We start from the raw sequence: 18678 nt of genomic DNA, 5'->3' as shown, positions 1-18678 counted from the left end.
TGGCTCACGGCACCGCGATCAGGGCAGCCGCGACCTTGCGGTTCTCGGCCATCAGGATGTTGTAGGTCCGCGCCGCCGCGCCGGTCTGCATCACGTCGAGACCGATGCCGGTGGCCTTGAGGTACTGGCGCAGGGCGTCGGGCACGAACACGATCTCGGCCCCGGTCCCGAGGAGGAGAAGGTTGACCTCTCCCGCCTCGGCCACGAGGGGCCCTAAGCTCTCGGGCGTGATCCCGGCCGGCTCGGCCACGTCCCAGGCGCGGATGCCGGAGGGCAGCGCCAGGATCGAGCCGCGATGCGACATCTCGGCGAAGCGGAAGCCGCCGCCGCCATAGGCGTCGATCGGGTGACGGCCGGGGACGAAGCCGTCGTGGAGGCGCTCCGGCCCCGCCACTACTCGGCCGCCTGCGGCAGGGTCGAGGGGTCGCGCGCCTGCGTCCGGGTGCCGCCGGCCTGGAGCCCGATATAGATCAGGAACGGGGTCGAGACGAAGATCGCCGAGTAGGTACAGATCACCACGCCGGCCAGCATCACCACCGAGAAGCCCTTGATCGCCTCGCCGCCGAACAGCACCAGGGCGAGGAGCGACAGGGCGGTCGAGGCCGCGGTCATCACCGTGCGCGACATGGTCGAGTTGATCGACAGGTTGAGCAGCTGCTCGGTCGGCATGGTCTTGTAGCGCCGCATCAGCTCGCGGGTGCGGTCGAACACCACCACCGTCTCGTTGAGCGAGTAGCCGACAATGGTGAGGATCGCGGCGATCGAGGTCATGTTGAACTCGATCCGCGTGATCACGAACAGCCCGACCGTGATGACGATGTCGTGCAGCGTGCCGACGATCGCTCCGAGCGCCAGTTCGCGCTCGAACCGGAACCACAGGTAGAGCAGCACCGCCACGACGGACAGCACGACGCCGATCGTGCCCGACTGGACCAGCTCGCCCGAGACGCGGGGGCCGACGGTCTCGACTCGGTCGAAGGCGTAGTCCTTGTCGAAGGCCGCGTGCGCCTTCTGCATCACCAGGGTCTGCCCGGTCTCGCCGCCGGCCTGGAGCGGGAAGCGGACCGAGATCGAGCCCTGGCCGAGTTCCTGCACCTCGGTCTCGCCGAAGCCGAACTCGTTGGCGGTATGACGCACGGTGCCGACATCGGAGGTGACACCGGGCTTCGGCCGCAGTTCGACGAGGGTGCCGCCCTTGAAGTCGATGCCGAAATTCAGCCCGACCTGCAGGAACAGCACCACCGTGGCGACGGAGATGAACGCCGAGAGCGGGAAGCTGAAGCGCCGCAGGCGCATGAAGTCGAAATGGGATTCGTCGGGCCAGAGGCGGAGGAGGCGCATCGTCGGTCTCGAAGGAGGGTGTCGGCGCGCCCGGGAGGACGCAGCGCGGAGGCGGGCGGCCTCTCGAGGCCGCCCGCCGAAACACGTCAGATCGGCAGGGTCTTGGGCCGCAGGCGCTGGTACCACAGGGCGATCATCATCCGGGTCAGGGTCACGGCGGTGATGACCGTGGTCAGGATGCCGAGGATGAACACCACCGCGAAGCCGCGCACGGGCCCCGAGCCGAGGAAGAACAGGATCACCGCGGCGATCGCCATGGTGGAGTTGGAATCCACGATGGTCGCGAAGGCGCGGTCGAAGCCGGCCTGGAGCGCCGAGGGAATCGAGCGGCCGGCCCGGACCTCTTCCCGCACGCGCTCGTAGATCAGCACGTTGGAATCGACCGCGGTGCCGATGGTGAGCACGATGCCGGCGATGCCCGGGAGCGTCATGGTCGCTTCCAGCACCGACATCAGGCCGAGGATCAGGCCGACATGGACGAGGAGCGCGATGTTGGCGAAGAGGCCGAACACGCCGTAGGCGGCGAACATCAGCACGACGACGAGCACCGTCGCCACGAGGGTGGCGCGCTTGCCGGCCTCGATCGAGTCGCGGCCGAGGCCCGGGCCGACGGTGCGGCGCTCGATGACGGTCAGCTTGGCCGGCAGGGCGCCGGCGCGCAGCAGCACCGAGAGGTCGTTGGCCTGCTGCACCGTGAACCGGCCGGAGATCTGGCCCTGGCCGCCGGTGATCGGCTGCAGGATGCGAGGCGCCGACACGACCTCGTTGTCGAGGACGATCGCCATCGCGCGGCCGACATTCTCGCTCGTCGCCTGACCGAATTTCTGGGCGCCGCGCAGGTTGAACTTGAAGTTGACGATCGGCTCGTTCGACTTCTGGTCGAAGCCCGGCTGGGCGTCGGTCAGGTCAGCGCCATCGGCCATCACCCGGCGCTCCACCGGCACGCGCTGACCGTTGGCGTCCTTGGAGGGCAGCATGTCGACGTCGCCGGCCGGGCTGTCGGCGAGCATGCGGAACTCGAGCTTGGCGGTCTTGCCGAGCTGCTCCTCGAGGCGGGCCGGGTCCTGAAGGCCGGGCACCTGGACCAGGATGCGGTCGGCGCCCTGCTGCTGGATCGACGGCTCGGTGGTGCCGCCGAGGTCGACGCGGCGGCGCACCACCTCGATCGCTTGGGCGACCGCGCGGCGCACCCGGGCGTTGAAGCCCGCATCGGTGTAGGTGAGCTGGATCAGGCCGTTCGGCTCCTCGCGCACGTCCAGGGTGCGGGCGCCGGTCTGGCCGAGGGTGGCGTCGGTGACGGGCTGCGACAGGGCCTGCAGCTTCGGCATCGCCTTGGCCCGGTTCGCAGTGTCGCTGATGCGCAGCTGCACGCCGCGCGGCTGCAGCTGGATGCCGCCATCGGCCTGGACGCCGGCCTCGCGCAGGGCCTGGCGCACGTCGTCGCGCAATCCTTGCGCCATGGTGCGGCCGAGGTCGTTGCGGTCGACCTCCAGCACGATCTGCGAGCCGCCCTGGAGGTCGAGGCCGAGCACGATGGCGCGGGTCGGCACGATCCAGGTCGGGAACCAGGACGGCAGGGAGGCGATGAAGTTCTTGCGCTGATCGGCCGTGAAGAAGCTCGGCACGGCGAGCGTCAGGCCGATCAGGATCACGGCGAGCGTCGCGACGGCCTTCGTGGTGGAGATACGGAGCATCCGCGGCGTCCCAACCGGTCCTTGAGATGTGCGTCAGATAGGGCGGCCCGGCGGAGTAGGCCCGGGCCCGCCCTCACGTCGAGTGTCGTCTCAGGCGGCCTTGACCGGCTCGCCCTTGGCCCGGACCTCGGCGATCATGGTGCGGACCACCTTGACCTGCACGTTCGGGGCGATCTCGACCTCGATCTCCGGGGCCTCGGTCACCTTGGCGACCCGGCCGACGATGCCGCCGGTGGTCACCACCGTGTCGCCGCGGCGCACGTTCTTGACCATGTCCTGGTGCTCCTTGGCACGGCGCTGCTGCGGGCGCAGGATCAGGAAGTACATGATCACGAAGATCAGGATGAAGGGGACGACCTGCACGAGGATGTCCGTGCCGCCGGTCGCCCCGGCTCCCTGCGCGAAGGCGGGCGTGATCACTCTCGAGGTCTCCCGAACAAGACGAAATCGGGCCGCGCGGGTCCCCGCCGGCCTTGCAAAAGCGCGCGGACTATAGCCACGGACGACCCGAAAGCAACGGCGGGGTTCGGCGCGTCCCCGGCCGATCCGGCCGGGTTTTCGTTCGCGGCGCCTTGGGATTAAGAGGCGCCACGCGCACGTCCGCCCCTGCGCAAGGAGCCCGCTCGCCCGCGATGACCGACCCGACCCCCTCCCCCCTCCCCGCTTCCGACCTGCTCCCCGTGCTGCTGCGCATCGCCGCGGCGCTGGAGCGCGCCGCCCCGCCGGCGCGCCCCGCCCCCGATTTCGCGGCGGCCGACGCCTTCGTGTGGCAGCCCGAGGGCCGCCTGCAGCCGGTGCCGCGGGTCAACCGGGTCGAGATGGGGCTTTTGCGCGGCATCGACCGGATGCGCGACATCCTGTTCGACAACACCGAGCGCTTCGCGCGCGGCCTGCCGGCGAACAACGCCCTGTTGTGGGGGGCCCGCGGCATGGGCAAGTCGTCGCTGGTCAAGGCGGTCCACGCCGAGATCAACGCCAAGATCGGTGTCCGGGAGGGGCTGGAGCGCCCGCTGAAGCTGGTCGAGATCCACCGCGAGGACATCGAGGGCCTGCCCGCCCTGATGGGGTGGCTCCGGCCCGATCCCCACCGCTTCGTGGTGTTCTGCGACGACCTGTCGTTCGACGCCGAGGACACCTCGTACAAGTCGCTGAAGGCGGCGCTCGACGGCGGCATCGAGGGCCGGCCCGATAACGTGATCTTCTACGCGACCTCGAACCGGCGCCATCTCCTGCCCCGCGACATGATGGAGAACGAGCGCTCGACGGCGATCAATCCAGGCGAGGCCGTGGAGGAGAAGGTCTCGCTCTCCGACCGGTTCGGCCTCTGGCTCGGCTTCCACAAATGCAGCCAGGACGAGTACCTGGCGATGATCGACGCCTACGTGGCCCGCTACGGCCTCAAAGTGGAGCCGGAGCGGCTGCGGGCCGAGGCGCTGGAGTGGTCGACGACCCGCGGGGCCCGGTCGGGCCGCACGGCGTTCCAGTATATCCAGGATCTCGCGGGGCGGCTGGGGCAGCGGCTGGAGTAGCGCCGTTCGCTCTCTCGACCGATCCTGACACCACGTCATTCCGGGCTCCGCCGCGCGGCCCCGGGATGGCGCGGAGGATGACGGCTCCGTCGAGAATGACAGGCAGCTCCGGGTACCTCAGCGCGAAAAGGCGGGACGCTCACGCGCCCCGCCTCCCCTCTCGATCTGCCGGAACTCAGTTGCTCGCCAGGTGCGGCACCGGATCGACCGGGGTGGCGCCCTTGCGGATCTCGAAGTGGAGCTGCGGCGAGGTCACGTTGCCCGACGCACCGGACTTGGCGATGGTCTGGCCGCGCTTCACCTTCTCGCCCGGCCGGACGTCGATCTCGCCGTTATGGGCGTAGGCCGAGACGTAGCCGTTGGCGTGGCGCACCAGGACCAGCTTGCCGTAGCCCTTCACGTCGCTGCCGGCATAGGCCACGGTGCCCTCCTCGGCGGCCTTCACCGGGGTACCCTCCGGCACCGCGATGTTGATGCCCTCGTTGCCGCTCGAGCCGTAGCCCGAGATCACCCGGCCGCGAGCGGGCCAGCGGAAGCTCGATTGCGGATCGGGAGCGGGCGCCGCCGGGGCGACGGCCGGGGCCGGCGCCGGCTCGGGCGCCTTCTCCGGCAGGGCCGCGACCTTCACCGGCTTGACCGGTTCGGGTTTCGGCGCGGGCGCGGGCTTCGCCTCGGCGACTTTCTTGACCTCGGGCTTCGGCGCCTCGGCCTGCTTCGGCTCCGGCTTTTTCACCTCGACCTTGGCCTCGACCTTGGTCTCCACCTTCTTGGGCTCGGGCTTGTGCTCGGGCTTCTTGGGCTCGACCTTCGCCTCGGCGACCTTCTTGACCTCGGGCTTCGGCTTCTCGACGACCTTCGGGTCCGGCTTCTTCTCGGGCGCCTTGGCGACGGCCTTCGGCTCCGGGCGCTGCGGCTTGGCGGAGACCTTCTCGTCCTCCTCGTCTTCCTGCTGGCGCGCGACGACCTTGGCGGTCACCTTCGGGTCGTGCTTGGCCGCGACCTTCGGCTCGGGCCGCTGCGGCTTGGTGGCGACCTTCTCCTCGTCCTCGTCGCGCGGCTCGGGCTTGCGCGGGTTCAGCTTGGCGGCGCGCTCAGCGGCGGCGGGCGCCACCGGCTTCGCCTCGGCCTGACCGGGGCGGGCATGCACCTTGCGGACCGGCTCGGGCTCGGGCTCCGGCTCGCGGCGCGGAGGCTCGCGGCGGACGGGCTCGGGACGGGGTGCGACCTCGGCGACCCGGCGCACAGGCTCGGCAGGACGCGTCTCGGCGACCGGCATCCGGGGCGCCGGCGCGGCCGGCACCGCCCGGGCGCTCATCGCGGGCACGCCGCCGGCGTGGTAGACCGGAATCACGATCTGACGGCCGGGAGTGACCTGCGCGGCGCTCGACAGGCCGTTGGCCTGCAGGATCGCCGCGGCGGGCACGCCGAAGCGGGTCGACATCTGGTTGAGGCTGTCATTGGCGCCGACCGTGATGGTCGTGCCGCCGGTGGCAGACCAGCCGGCCGGGCCGCCGGTCACCGGAGCGGCCGCAGCGACGCGCGGCGTCTGCACCGGGGCGGAGACCTGGCGGTTCGACAGCGGCGCGGCGGCCAGCGGGGCCGAGAGCGGCCGCGACTGGATCGGCGTCGAGCGCACGGCCGGCGCCACCGCCCCACCCTCGGGCAGGCTGCCGGTGGCGCCCGGATCCCCGCTCGCACTCGATGAGAACGGGTTCGAGAACGGGTCGAGCCGCACCGCATCGGTGCTGCAGGCCGCCGAGGCGCCCCCGATCAGCCCGATGAGGGCGAAGCGCGACAGCGCCCGCATCCCCTTGCCTGTCCCGCGATCCGGCATCGACGCACCCGTACATCCACGCAACCGTATGAAGCGGATTCAAAGCGGATTCAGGTTAAGCTTCCGTTGCAGCGCGGTTCCTTGCCTTCACGCTGAGGGCTGGATTCCGGCATAGGCGGGTTGGAGGCGCGGCGAGCCGGAGGGGAGAGGCCGGTCAGAGGTAAGCCGCGAGGCCGGGCGTCAGCGGGCCGATGCGCAGGGGCGTCTCGCGCACCTGCCGCCACGGGCCGTCGGTCTCCTGGGCGATGGCGACGAGACGGGGGCCGGCGGGGGTGTCGAGGGCCCCGACGAGGCGGCCCCCGGGATTCAGGCGGTCGATGAGGGCCTGAGGCAGGTCGCGGAGCCTGCCATTGACCAGGATCCGGTCGAAGGTGCCAGCTTCCTCCGGCGGGGCGCAGCCATCGGCAAGGCCGACCATCGCGGCGCCGAAGCCCAGGGCGTCGAGGCGCGAGCGGGCGTTGCGGGCCAGCGTGGCGTAGCGCTCCAGGCTGACCACCTCGGCGCATCCCAAGCGCAGCAGCAGGGCCGTGGCGTAGCCCGACCCGGTGCCGATCTCGAGCACCCGGGCTCCCTGCGGGTTGAGCGCCGCCAGCATCGTGGCGATGACGCTCGGCGCCGTCATGGTCTGGCCGCAGGGCAGCGGCAGGGCGAGGTCGCGGCGGGCGAGGTCGCGGAAGGCGAGCGGCGCGAAGGCCTCCCGCGGCACCCGCTCCATCGCGCCGAGCACCGCGGCGTCGCGCACGCCGCGGGCGCGCAGGCCCAGCACGAAGGCCGCGGTCTCGACCGCGCCGGACGCCTCCTCGGCGGGCTCCTGTCCGGCGGCGTCCGGCGCGTCGTCCTGGTTCACGCGAAGGCCTGGGCGAAGCGCGTCAGCGTCGGCTCGTCGGTGAGGTCGAGGCGCAGGGGGGTCACCGAGATGCAGCCGTCGGCGATCGCCTTCAGGTCGGTGCCGTGGCCCGGCTCGAACCGCGCCTTGGCGAAGGCGAGCCAGAAATACGGGTTGCCGCGCCCGTCGACCCGCTCGTCGAGGGAGAGCAGCGCCTGGTTGCGCACCCCTTGCGCCGCGACCGCAATGCCCTTGACCGCGTCGGGCTCGCAATCCGGGAAGTTGACGTTGACCAGGATGCCGGGCTCGATCCCGACCTCCAGCACGCGCCGGATCACCGAGGCGCCGTGCTGGGCCGCCGTATGCCACTTCACGTTGGCGCGCCCGCCGGCGCCGTAGGCCTGGCTCAGCGCGATCGCCCGCACGCCGAGGATCGTCGCCTCCATGGCGCCCGCGATGGTGCCCGAATAGGTCACGTCCTCGGCGACGTTCTGGCCGCGGTTGACGCCCGAGAGCACGAGGTCGGGCCCGTGCTCCTTCAGGATGTGGCGGATGCCCATGATGATGCAGTCGGAGGGCGTGCCCTTCACCGCATAGCGCTTCTCGCCGGCCTGGCGCAGGCGAAGCGGATCGTTCAGCGACAGGGAGTGCGACACGCCGCTCTGGTCGGTCTCCGGCGCAACGATCCAGACGTCGTCCGAGAGCTCGCGGGCGATCTCCTCCAGGCAGCGCAGGCCCGGCGCGTGGATGCCGTCGTCGTTGGTGACGAGAATGCGCATCAGCGCTTTCCTTCGTTCTGGGTGAGCCCGCCCGCGCCTTCGATGCGGTTGAGCCCACCCATGTAGGGCGCGAGGGCCGACGGAATCGTGATGCTGCCGTCGGGGTTCTGGTAATTCTCCATCACGGCGATGAGCGCGCGGCCGACCGCGACGCCCGAGCCGTTGAGGGTGTGGACGTAGCTCACCCCCTTGCCCTCGCGCGGGCGGTAGCGCGCCTCCATCCGGCGGGCCTGGAAGTCGCCGCAGACCGAGCAGGACGAGATCTCGCGGTAGGTCTTCTGCCCCGGCAGCCAGGCCTCGATGTCGTAGGTCTTGGCCGAGGCGAAGCCCATGTCGCCGGTGCAGAGCGTGACCACCCGGAAGGGGATGTCGAGGCGCTTGAGCACGGCCTCGGCGCAAGACAGCATCCGCTCGTGCTCCTCGGCCGAGCGCTCGGGCGCGGTGATCGAGACCAACTCGACCTTGCTGAACTGGTGCTGGCGCAGCATCCCGCGGGTGTCGCGCCCCGCAGCCCCGGCCTCGGCCCGGAAGCAGGGAGTGAGGGCTGTGAAGCGCAGGGGCAGCTCGTCCTCGGCGAGGATCGATTCGCGCACCAGGTTGGTGAGCGGGACCTCCGCCGTCGGGATCAACCAGCGGTTCGGCGCGCCGCTCTCCTGGGCGATCTCGGGCGAGCCCTGGACCGCCGCGAATTGATCGTCGCGGAACTTCGGCAGCTGAGCCGTGCCGAACATCGCCTCGTCGCGCACGAGGAGCGGCGGCACCACCTCGGTATAGCCGTGCTCACCGGTATGCAGGTCGAGCATGAACTGGCCGAGCGCCCGTTCCAGCCGGGCGATCTGGCCTTTCAGCACCACGAAGCGCGAGCCGGAGAGCTTGGCGGCGGTCTCGAAATCCATCAGGCCCATGGCCTCGCCGAGTTCGAAGTGCTGGCGGCCTTCCTGGGCGAGGCCGCGCCCCTCGAAGCGGCTCTTCTCGACGTTGTCGTGCTCGTCGCGGCCCTCCGGGACGTCCGGGCCCGGGATGTTGGGGATCGCCGACAGGCGCTCGGCGAGGACCTTGGCCGCGGCATCCGCGGCGGCATCGAGCGCCGGCGCCTCTTCCTTCAGCCGGGCGACCTCCGCCATCAGCGACTGCGCCCGCGCCTCGTCCTTCGCCTTCTTGGCCGCGCCGATCTCCTTCGACAGGGCGTTGCGCTTCTCCTGGGCGCCTTGCGCCGCCGAGATCGCGGCCTTGCGGGCATCGTCGAGGCCGATCAGCTCGGCCGAGAGCGGCTCCAGCCCGCGGCTCGTCAGGCCCTTGTCGAAGGCGGCCGGGTTGTCGCGGATGGCCCGGATGTCGTGCATGGCGCAGTCCGAATCGTTCTCATAGGGCCGGACAGGCGCTCCGGCCGGTGACGCCCCGACGCTTTGCAGCATCGGCCCGGCGGCGACAAGGGAGGAGCGGATGTCCCGTCCGAACGGCTCCGCTTGCAGCCGCCCGCCCCGGCGTGAGAAGAGCCCGGCGCGCCGGGCGCGGGTTCGCCCGCGTCCGGCCCGAACTTTGCAGAACTGGTCAACGCATGAACATCTTCGCCGCCTTCGAGGCCCGCATCGGCGAGGCGCTCGAGACGCTCACCCGCGCCGGCACCCTGCCGGAGGGGCTGGACCGCGCCCGCGTCGTGGTCGAGCCGCCGCGCGATTCGAGCCACGGCGATCTCGCCACCAACGCCGCCCTGGTGCTGGCGAAGGAAGCCCGCACCAACCCGAAAGCCCTGGCCGAGGCGCTGGCCGCCGAGCTGCGCCAGGATCCCCGCGTGACGGAAGCGAGCGTCGCCGGGCCGGGCTTCATCAACCTGCGGCTCGATCCCACGATCTACGGCGAGGTTGTGCGGGCGGTCCTGCGCGAGGGCGAGGCCTACGGGCGCGGCGCCCCCACACCGGGCGGGGTCAATGTCGAGTACGTCTCGGCCAACCCGACCGGTCCGATGCATGTCGGCCACGGCCGCGGCGCGGTGTTCGGCGACGCCTTGGCGAACCTCCTGGTCGCCGCCGGCCGCGACGTGACCCGCGAGTACTACATCAACGATGCCGGCGCCCAGGTCGACGTGCTCGCCCGCTCGGCCTTCCTGCGCTACCGCGAGGCGCTCGGCGAGACGGTGACGATTCCCGAGGGCCTCTATCCGGGCGATTACCTCGTGCCCGTCGGCGAGGCACTGAAGGAGCAGTACGGCGACGCGCTCCGCGACAAGCCCGAGGCCGAGTGGCTGCCGCTGGTGCGCGGCTTCGCCATCGACCGGATGATGGACCGCATCCGCGAGGACCTGGCGGCGCTGGGCATCCGCCACGATGTGTTCTTCTCCGAGCGCACCCTTCAGGGCAACGGCGACGGCGGCGCGGTGGCGGCGCTGATCGCGGACCTGCGCGCCAAGGGCCTCGTCTACGAGGGCCGCCTGCCCCCGCCGAAGGGCCAGCTGCCCGAGGATTGGGAGGACCGCGAGCAGACGCTGTTCCGCGCCACCGCCTTCGGCGACGACATCGACCGGCCGCTGCTGAAATCCGACGGCAGCTTCACCTACTTCGCCTCCGACATCGCCTATCACCGCTCGAAGGTCGACCGCGGCGCGGTGGAGCTGATCGACGTGCTCGGCGCCGATCATGGCGGCTACGTCAAGCGCATGCAGGCGGCGGTGAAGGCGGTCTCCGACGGGAAGGCCGCCCTCGACGTCAAGCTGTGCCAATTGGTGCGGCTCCTGCGCGGCGGCGAGCCGGTGAAGATGTCGAAGCGGGCGGGCGAGTTCGTCACCCTGCGCGAGGTGATCGACGAGGTCGGGCGCGACCCCGTGCGGTTCATGATGCTCTACCGCAAGAACGACGCCACCCTCGATTTCGACCTCGCCAAGGTGGTCGAGCAGTCGAAGGACAACCCGGTCTTCTACGTCCAGTACGCCCATGCCCGCGCGGCCTCGGTGTTCCGCCAGGCCCGCGAGGCCTTCCCCGACCTCGACCTGTCGCCGGCCTCCCTCGCCGCGGCCGACCTCTCGGGCCTGACCGATCCGGGCGAGCTCGAGATGATGCGGCTGATCGCCCAGGTGCCCCGCGTGATCGAGGCGGCCGCCGCCGCGCACGAGCCGCACCGGCTGGCCTTCCACCTCTACGAGCTGGCCAGCGCGTTCCATAGTTTCTGGAACAAGGGCAAAGACTTGCCGCAATTACGGTTTGTTAATCAAACCGACAGAAAGTCCACCGAGGCGAGGCTGGCCCTCGTCGCTGCCCTCAAGGGCGTGGTCGCGTCCAATCTCGGGATCCTCGGCGTCGGCGCGCCCGACGAGATGCGCTGAGGCGTCGCCTCGGGATCGGAGCGCGACCGGACGTCGCGGCGCCCCGCAGGTGCCGCAGCGGCGGGACGCGAGCGATGGGATCTGACGGCCGCCCTTCCCATATCGGGACCGGCGGCCGGTGCCGCCGAGCCGAGCCCGACGCGCGGTGAGGTGACGCGAGGGCGAACAGGATGGTGCTGCCATGACGACCAATGCTTCCCGGGTTCCCGTCGACTACGACGGCTACGAGCAGGATCGGCAGCCGTCTCCCGCGCGCCAGGATCAGGTCCGGGCTGGCGCCCGGTCCGACCCCCTCGCCGAACTCGCCCGCATCGTCGGCCAGGACGATCCGTTCCGCGCCCTTCTCGAGGCCAAGGAGGCGAAGGAGGCGAGCCGCGCCGAGCCGCGCGGCCGCGTCGAGCCGGTGATGCCGAGCTACGGCGAGGCGCCCCCGGCCGAGGCCGACCTGTCCGCCACCCGCAGCGAGCCGAGCCTCGGGGCACCGATGCAGGCATCCTCCCACACGTCCCCGCCGGCCTATACGCCGGCCGCCGCCTTCAACCAGTACCTCGCCGCGGTCGAGCGCGAGACGGATTCCGAGCCGGCGCCGGCCGCTCTCGAGCCGGAAGCGATCGCGGAGCCAAGGCCCCGGGGCCGCCGGCGCATCGCCCTCGTCGGCACGGCGCTCGGCATCGTCGCGGCGTCTATCGGCGGCGCGCTGACCTGGAAGGCCTTCCACCACAGCCGCTCCGGCGCGCCGATCCTCGTGATGGCCGATCAGGCGCCGCTCAAGGTGGCGCCGCAGAATGCCGGCGGCGTCGAGATCCCGGACCAGAACAAGCAGATCTACGAGCGCACCGCCACCACCTCCGCCAAGGACGGGGGACAGATCCGCATCGTCAACCGCGAGGAGCAGCCCCTCGACGTCAAGCAGGCGGCGCGCTCGCTCGCCGCCGAGGCCGGCGCGTCGGCCGCGCCCGTCATCCCGGGCAACGCCCTGACCGAATCCCTCGGCGAGCCGCGCCGGGTGCGCACGGTCTCGGTCCGGCCCGAACCCTCGCCGGCCGAGGCCCAGCGCGCGGCACAGGCCGCCGCGCAGGCGCAGGCCGCGCCGCAGCAGGCGGTCTCGCCGATCCCGACCATGACCCTGCCGACCGAGGCGACGGGCTCCACCCCGGCGCCGGTCACGCCGCGCGGCCCGCGGGCCATCGCGACCGCCCCCGCTGCCAGGACCCCGGCCGCCGAGGCGCCCGCCGCCGAGACCCCGGCGCCGGTGGTCGAATCGCCGCGGCCGAAGCCGGTCCAGCGCGTCGCCTCCGCCGAGGCGCCGGCCACCACCCAGGCGGTGCCCACGCCTCAGGCGCCGGTCGGCGGCTTCTCGGTGCAGCTCTCGGTGCGCGCCACCGAGAAGGAGGCGGAGGTCGCGTTCCGCCAAGCCCAGGAGCGCTACGGCGCCGTGCTCGGCGGGCAGTCGCCGCTGATCCGCCAGGCCGAGGTCAACGGCAAGTCGATCTACCGCGTCCGCGTCGGGCCGATGTCGAAGGAGGGCGCCGACGGCCTGTGCGGCAAGCTCAAGGCCGCGGGCGCCGCCTGCTTCGTCGCCAAGAACTGATGAAGCCCTGATGCCGCACTGACGGGGCCGGGCGCCGGCGAGGCGTCCGGAAACCTCGCGGCTGCGGCGCCGCACCGACAACGGCGGTCGGCGAAACGCCTCAATCCTCCGTTCTTTCCGCTTGCGATTCCCGACCGTCGGCGCCCCATGGATGCCGAGTGGGATCGCGTGACCGTTTTCCTCTCCAACCGACGAGAACCGCCGTCGATGACCCTCGCCCTGATCCTCGGTTGCGCCGGCCCGACCTTGAGCCCCGAGGAGGCCGCCTTCTTCCGCGCGGTGCAGCCCTGGGGCTTCATCCTGTTCAAGCGCAACGTCGAGACTCCCGCGCAGGTCCGCGCCCTGACGGCGGCGCTCCGCGAGACCGTCGGCCGGGCCGACGCCCCGATCCTGATCGACCAGGAGGGCGGCCGGGTGCAGCGCATGACGCGGCCGCACTGGCAGGCCTACCCGTCCGGCCGGGCCTACCTGCGGGCCGCCGGCCCGGAGGGCGGGCCGGCGCTGGCCCATCTCGGTGCCCGCCTGATGGCGCACGACCTCGCGGAGGTCGGCATCAACGTCGATTGCGCGCCGGTCCTCGACGTGCCGGTGCCGGGCGCCCACGACGTGATCGGCGACCGGGCCTACGGCACCGATCCCGCCGTGGTCGCGGCCTTCGGGCGGGCGGTGGCCGAGGGGCTGATGGCCGGCGGCGTGCTGCCGGTGATGAAGCACATGCCCGGCCACGGCCGCGCCGGCGCCGACAGCCACCACGCCCTGCCTGTCGTGGAGGCGAGCCTGGACGACCTGGACGCTCACGACTTCCGGCCCTTCCGATCGCTCGCCGACCTGCCGATGGCGATGTCGGCCCACGTGGTGTTCCGCACCCTCGACCCGGAGTGCCCGGCCACCACCTCGGCGACGGTCATCCGCGAGATCGTGCGCGGCCGCATCGGCTTCGACGGCCTCCTGATGACCGACGACCTGTCGATGAACGCCCTCTCGGGGACGCACCGCGAGCGCGCCGCCGCCGCCTTCCGGGCCGGCTGCGACATCGGCCTGCATTGCAACGGTGTCCGGGCCGAGATGGAGGAGGTGGTCGCCTCCGCCCCCATCCTCGCCGGCGAGGCCCTGCGCCGGGCGGAAGCGGCGCTTGCCCGGCTGATCCCCGCCACCCCGGCTTTCGACCCGGCCGAGGCCCGGGCCCGCCTCGATGCCGGGCTCGCCGCTGCGGCCTGAGATGGCGGACGACGTCGCGGAGGCCCCCCGAGAAAGCCCCGATCGCGCTGCCGACGGCGCGGCCTTCATGGTCGACGTCGACGGCTTCGAGGGCCCCGTCGACCTGCTCCTGGAGCTGGCCCGGCGCCAGAAGGTCGACCTCGCCCGGATCTCGATCCTGGCGCTGGTCGAGCAATACCTTGCCTTCATCGACGAGGCGCGCCGCCTGCGCCTGGAGCTGGCCGCCGACTACCTGGTGATGGCGGCTTGGCTCGCCTACCTGAAGTCGCGCCTGCTGCTGCCGGCGCCGCCCCGCGGCCCCGAACCCGCCGCCGGCGACCTCGTCGAGGCGCTGGCCGTGCGGCTGCGCCGCCTCGAGGCGATTCGCGCCGCCGCCGTGATGCTCTCCGAGCGGACCCAGCTCGGGCGCGACGTCTTCGCCCGCGGTGCCGTCCCGCCCGAGCCTGCCGTCGCCGCGCCCGGCCCCTTCGCCGTCACCCTGCACGACCTGATCGCGGCCTATGCCCGCCAGCGCCAGGAGAGGGCGCGGGCGCAGATGACGCTGCCGCCGCGCAGCGTGTGGTCGCTGGTGGATGCGCGGAGTGCCCTTGAGCGGCTGATCGGCCCGCGGGAGGACTGGACCGACCTCGATTCCTGCCTCGCCCAGTACCTCGCCGACCCGAAGCGACGCGCCACGGTGCGCGCCTCCTCGCTCTCGGCCGTGCTGGAGCTCGCCCGCGAGGGCCAGATCCTGCTGCGCCAGGACGGACCCTTCGCGCCGATCCAGATCCGCGCCGCCGGACCGTGAGCCGCGTGGCGAAAGCTCCCCGTTCGTCCGAGCCGCCTCCTCCGTCCGAGGCCGCCCGCCTCGCCGAGGCGCTGATCTTCTGCGCGCCGACGCCCCTGGCCGAGGCCGACCTCGCCGCCCGGCTGCCGTCCGGGACCGACGTCCCGGCGGTTCTCATGGAGATCGCCCACGCCTACGCGCCCCGGGGCATCACGCTGGCGCGCGTCGCCGGCGGCTACGCCTTCCGCACCGCGCCCGACCTCGCCCCCGCCCTGCGCGGCGGCGTTCCGGAGACGCGCAAGCTGTCGCGGGCCGCCCTCGAGACCCTCGCCATCGTCGCCTATCACCAGCCGGTGACCCGGGCCGAGATCGAGGAGATCCGCGGCGTCACCACGTCGAAGGGCTCCCTCGACCTCCTGCTCGAGTGCGGCTGGGTCCGCCTGCGCGGGCGGCGGCGCACCCCGGGGCGGCCGGTCACCTACGGCACCACGCCGGCCTTCCTCGACCATTTCGGCCTCGACGCCGTCTCCGACCTGCCGGGCCTCGACGAGCTGAAGGGCCTCGGCCTGATCGAGGGCCGGCTGCCCGCCGGCTTCCGGGTGCCGCAGCCGGGCGATGCCGCCGGGGCCGACGAGGATCCCCCGAGCCCCGGCGAGGCCGCCGCGGACTGAAATCCCGGGTGGGGCATTCGGCCAACCCCGAGGAAATGCTTGTTTTCGCCTCTTGCCGTCCTTACGTTCCGGCCGCACCGCGAGCGCTCGGGTCGCCACCCGGCGACGATGAGCCTGCGGGATCAGAGGTTTGGGACGTCGCACGACGCCCCGCGAGAGTGCCGCAGCGAATCTGACGCTGCGCAGGAGAGAACCATGGGCGGCGCGAGTATCTGGCACTGGATCGTCGTCGGCGTGATCGTCATGCTGCTGTTCGGGCGCGGCAAGGTGTCCGAGCTGATGGGCGACGTCGCCAAGGGCATCAAGGCCTTCAAGAAAGGCATGGCCGACGAGGAGCAGACTCCGACCACCACCGCGCAGGTGCCCCATGCGCAGGTCCCCCCTGTTCAAGTCGCGCCGCCCCCGGTGGCGCAGCCGGCTCCGGCTCAGCCGGCTCACGTGCCGACCGCGCAGATGCCGCCGCTCAACACCGCCGAGCCGAACGTCGACCGCAAGGTCGGCTGAGCGGTCCGTCCCCGGGCCCGATTCCCCGCGAAGGAGCGCGCGACCTCCGGGCCGCCTCCTCCGCGCCTTCCGCGTTCGTTGCAGGGTCTCGGGCGGTGGTCCTCCTCGCGGCCCGCACGCCACCGACAGGAACCTGCTCGGCGGTGACTGGCGCCGGCGCACCGGCGTGCTAGACAGCCCGCGCGAGGCGCCCGCTTCAGGAGTCGCGCCGCGCGAGTAGCAGGGCCGTCACGCCATGTTCGATATGAGTTGGGGCGAGGTGATGCTGATCGGCGGCGTCGCGCTCGTCGTCATCGGCCCCAAGGATCTGCCCAAGGCCCTGCGCACGGTCGGCCAGGTCACCGCCCGGCTCAAGCGCATGGCCGGCGAGTTCCAGAGCCAGTTCAGCGAGGCGATGCGCGAGGCGGAGCTCGACGAGGTCCGCCGCGAGGTCGAGGGCATCAACCGCAGCGTCTCCTCCGCGACCTCGACCGGCTTCAACCCGGTCCAGACCCTCCGCAACGAGATCAAGGGCGCCGTCGACGGCGCGCCCAAGCCCGCCACGATGGCGTTGCCGGGCGCGGATCCGCTCTCGTCGGACCCGTCGTCCTCCGCGCCGCTGCCGGAGCCGCCGCCTCCGGTCGATCCCGCCGCCCCGCCGGCCTATCAGCCCCCCGAGCCTGCGGCCGAGAAGCCGTCGGTCTCGGCGCTCGCGGCCGCGACCGCGCAGCTCAAGGCCGATGCGGCCCGCGGCGCTGCAGCCGATTACTCGACCTCCCCCGACACCGCCAGCACGGGCCGCACTGCATGATCACCGAGGCCGATGAAGCCGAGATCGAGGCCTCGCGCGCGCCCCTGATCGAGCACCTGATCGAGCTGCGCTCGCGGCTGATCAAGTCGCTGCTCGCCTTCGGGGTGATGTTCTTCGTCTGCTTCTTCTTCGCGCAGCACATCTACAACGTGCTGGTCTACCCCTACGTGAGCGTAGTGGGGGCCGAGAAGGCGCGGCTGATCGCGACCCACTTCCTCGAGCAGGTCTTCACCAACATCAAGCTGAGCGTGTTCGGCGCCGGCTTCCTGTCCTTCCCGGTCGTCGCCACCCAGCTCTACGCCTTCGTGGCGCCGGGCCTGTACCGCAACGAGCGCCGGGCCTTCCTGCCCTACCTCGTCGCCACGCCCATCTTCTTCCTGCTCGGCGCCCTCGTCGTCTACTTCCTGGCGATGCCGCTGCTGATCAAGTTCTCGGTCAGCCTGCAGCAGATCGGCCAGCCCGGCGAGGCCACGATCGAGCTTTTGCCGAAGGTGGACGAGTACCTCTCGCTCATCATGACGCTGATCTTCGCCTTCGGGATCGCGTTCCAGCTGCCGGTGATCCTGACCCTGCTGGGGCAGGTCGGCTTGATCGATTCGAAGTTCCTGCGGGACCGCCGGCGCTACGCGATCGTCCTGGTCTTCGTTGCCGCCGCGGTGCTGACCCCGCCGGACGTGATCAGCCAGCTCTCCCTCGCGATCCCGATGCTGCTCCTCTACGAGGCCTCGGTGTTCTCGGTACGGGCGATGGAGAGGCGCCGCGAGCGCGCCCGGGCGGCGGAGGAGGCTGCCGGGGAGTAGGGTTTCGTCGGAAGCCCCCGAGACTACTATCATCCTTCCGGTCATTCCGGGGCCGCGAAGCGGAGCCTGCAATGACCGGAGGGTTGGCAAAGGGTTCCAGATAGACCTCAACCCTCGACGCCAGCCACTTCGATCTCTCCCAGCTCGTCATTCATCTGCGCCGCCAGGTCGAAGAACCGCCGCCGCACCTCCGCCGCGTAAGGGTTCTCGCGCTCGATGGCATGGTAGACCTCCGGCGCGTCGTGCCGGACCATGCCGACGGCCTGCATCACCAGGTCGAAGCTGCGGGTCGTCATCCGGGTCGGCAGCGGCTCCATCGCCACCAGCACCTTGGCAATCAGGTGCGTCAGACCCTGCACCGCCGCCGCCTCGCGGTCATGCGCCTCCGGCGTGGTCAGGATCACGGTGAGCCCGAGCGCCCGCCGCAGGAATGCGCCGACTTGGCGAGCGCGGTCGCCCCGCACCGGGCAGACCGCGATCTTGAGGCCGCGCAGGCCGCTCCGCGCGCTCTGCGGCCCGAACAGCGGATGGGTGGCGACGACGTCGATGTCCGGCGGCAGGCCGGCGCGCATGATCTGCGCCGGCCGCACCTTCACCGAGCCGACATCGAGCACGAGGGTGCCCGGCTGCAGGTGCGGGGCGATGTCCCGGACCAATGCGGCGAAGGTCGAGACGGGGGCTGCCAGGATCACCACCGGGCAGGCGGCAGCCTCCACCAAGCTGCACGGCGCGACGCCGGCCGCCGCGATGGCGGAGTCGGGCACGAACGGGTCGTGGACGCGGAGCGAGAAGAGAGGCGCCAGATGCGTGGCGACGAGGCGCCCGAAGGCGCCGAAGCCGATCAGGCCGATGGCGGGGAGCGGGATGGGGGAGGACGGCACGGAAGACCTCGGGTCTGGGGCGAGGTCGGCGGGCCTGGAATTTCTGGAAGCCTCAACCGCCGACACGTCGCAGCGGTTGAGAGATGACGAGCACTCCGCCGCTTAGGAATGCGGCGCGTAATAGAGTCCGGTCGGGAG

Annotated in this window: 18 protein-coding genes; 9 read left to right on the top strand and 9 right to left on the bottom strand. The window is 71.7% G+C overall.

Annotation, left to right across the window (positions count from 1 at the left end; genetic code table 11):
- Positions 1-4 precede the first annotated feature (4 nt).
- The 4 genes from MFF64_RS12445 to yajC all read right to left on the bottom strand — a co-directional run bounded on the left by MFF64_RS12445 (position 5) and on the right by yajC (position 3455).
- Entirely contained in the window at positions 5-394 is a 390-nt protein-coding gene (locus tag MFF64_RS12445) for an Mth938-like domain-containing protein (RefSeq protein ID WP_099902143.1), read from the bottom strand.
- Positions 394-1341: a protein translocase subunit SecF gene (secF, locus tag MFF64_RS12440; protein WP_238190966.1), complete on the bottom strand. Its 948-nt coding sequence runs from the start codon at positions 1339-1341 to the stop codon at positions 394-396. The genes MFF64_RS12445 and secF overlap by 1 nt, the downstream gene beginning before the upstream one ends.
- Before the next feature lie 86 nt (positions 1342-1427).
- Positions 1428-3035, bottom strand: a complete 1608-nt coding sequence (gene secD / locus MFF64_RS12435; protein WP_099903070.1) for a protein translocase subunit SecD — start codon at positions 3033-3035, stop codon at positions 1428-1430.
- A 90-nt stretch (positions 3036-3125) separates the two neighbouring features.
- The gene (gene yajC / locus MFF64_RS12430) at positions 3126-3455 is read right to left on the bottom strand and encodes a preprotein translocase subunit YajC (RefSeq protein ID WP_048454004.1); all 330 of its coding nucleotides are present in this window, start codon (positions 3453-3455) and stop codon (positions 3126-3128) included.
- A 212-nt stretch (positions 3456-3667) separates the two neighbouring features.
- On the opposite strand from yajC, the gene MFF64_RS12425 reads away from it, so the two are divergent.
- The gene (locus MFF64_RS12425; protein ID WP_238190964.1) at positions 3668-4564 is read left to right on the top strand and encodes an ATP-binding protein; all 897 of its coding nucleotides are present in this window, start codon (positions 3668-3670) and stop codon (positions 4562-4564) included.
- Positions 4565-4739: 175 nt separating this feature from the next.
- On the opposite strand, the gene MFF64_RS12420 is transcribed toward MFF64_RS12425, so the two are convergent.
- The 4 genes from MFF64_RS12420 to serS form a co-directional block, all read right to left on the bottom strand.
- Positions 4740-6371: a peptidoglycan DD-metalloendopeptidase family protein gene (locus tag MFF64_RS12420; protein ID WP_238190961.1), complete on the bottom strand. Its 1632-nt coding sequence runs from the start codon at positions 6369-6371 to the stop codon at positions 4740-4742.
- Positions 6372-6552: 181 nt separating this feature from the next.
- Positions 6553-7245 (bottom strand): protein-L-isoaspartate O-methyltransferase family protein, encoded by a 693-nt coding sequence (locus MFF64_RS12415; RefSeq protein ID WP_238190959.1) that lies wholly within the window; start codon positions 7243-7245, stop codon positions 6553-6555.
- A complete protein-coding gene (surE, locus tag MFF64_RS12410; protein ID WP_238190956.1) occupies positions 7242-8003 on the bottom strand; it encodes a 5'/3'-nucleotidase SurE in 762 nt (253 codons plus the stop codon). The genes MFF64_RS12415 and surE overlap by 4 nt, the downstream gene beginning before the upstream one ends.
- Positions 8003-9346, bottom strand: a complete 1344-nt coding sequence (serS, locus tag MFF64_RS12405; RefSeq protein WP_099906588.1) for a serine--tRNA ligase — start codon at positions 9344-9346, stop codon at positions 8003-8005. The genes surE and serS overlap by 1 nt, the downstream gene beginning before the upstream one ends.
- Before the next feature lie 215 nt (positions 9347-9561).
- On the opposite strand from serS, the gene argS reads away from it, so the two are divergent.
- From argS to tatC, 8 genes are all read left to right on the top strand, one after another.
- Positions 9562-11319 (top strand): arginine--tRNA ligase, encoded by a 1758-nt coding sequence (gene argS / locus MFF64_RS12400; protein ID WP_099906586.1) that lies wholly within the window; start codon positions 9562-9564, stop codon positions 11317-11319.
- A 181-nt stretch (positions 11320-11500) separates the two neighbouring features.
- The gene (locus tag MFF64_RS12395) at positions 11501-12910 is read left to right on the top strand and encodes an SPOR domain-containing protein (RefSeq protein ID WP_099906584.1); all 1410 of its coding nucleotides are present in this window, start codon (positions 11501-11503) and stop codon (positions 12908-12910) included.
- 207 nt (positions 12911-13117) lie between these two features.
- Positions 13118-14128, top strand: coding sequence for a beta-N-acetylhexosaminidase (gene nagZ / locus MFF64_RS12390; protein WP_099906583.1), 1011 nt, complete (start codon positions 13118-13120; stop codon positions 14126-14128).
- A 1-nt stretch (position 14129) separates the two neighbouring features.
- A complete protein-coding gene (locus tag MFF64_RS12385; RefSeq protein ID WP_099906593.1) occupies positions 14130-14915 on the top strand; it encodes a segregation and condensation protein A in 786 nt (261 codons plus the stop codon).
- Entirely contained in the window at positions 14912-15565 is a 654-nt protein-coding gene (gene scpB, locus MFF64_RS12380) for an SMC-Scp complex subunit ScpB (RefSeq protein ID WP_438823067.1), read from the top strand. The genes MFF64_RS12385 and scpB overlap by 4 nt, the downstream gene beginning before the upstream one ends.
- Before the next feature lie 195 nt (positions 15566-15760).
- The gene (locus tag MFF64_RS12375; protein ID WP_238190953.1) at positions 15761-16069 is read left to right on the top strand and encodes a twin-arginine translocase TatA/TatE family subunit; all 309 of its coding nucleotides are present in this window, start codon (positions 15761-15763) and stop codon (positions 16067-16069) included.
- A 235-nt stretch (positions 16070-16304) separates the two neighbouring features.
- The gene (gene tatB / locus MFF64_RS12370; RefSeq protein ID WP_099903832.1) at positions 16305-16859 is read left to right on the top strand and encodes a Sec-independent protein translocase protein TatB; all 555 of its coding nucleotides are present in this window, start codon (positions 16305-16307) and stop codon (positions 16857-16859) included.
- Positions 16856-17659 (top strand): twin-arginine translocase subunit TatC, encoded by an 804-nt coding sequence (gene tatC, locus MFF64_RS12365; protein ID WP_099903834.1) that lies wholly within the window; start codon positions 16856-16858, stop codon positions 17657-17659. Before tatB ends, tatC begins: the two co-directional genes overlap by 4 nt.
- Before the next feature lie 107 nt (positions 17660-17766).
- Here tatC and MFF64_RS12360 read toward each other — a convergent pair whose 3' ends face one another.
- Complete coding sequence (locus tag MFF64_RS12360; RefSeq protein ID WP_099903836.1) at positions 17767-18540, bottom strand: prephenate dehydrogenase/arogenate dehydrogenase family protein; 774 nt, start codon at positions 18538-18540, stop codon at positions 17767-17769.
- Positions 18541-18678 lie beyond the last annotated feature (138 nt).

It is taken from the genome of Methylobacterium frigidaeris (assembly GCF_022179185.1).
In the GTDB taxonomy this organism is placed as follows: domain Bacteria; phylum Pseudomonadota; class Alphaproteobacteria; order Rhizobiales; family Beijerinckiaceae; genus Methylobacterium; species Methylobacterium frigidaeris.
The sequence above is the reverse complement of the archived record's forward strand: the minus strand, read 5'-3'. Positions and strand labels throughout refer to the sequence as shown.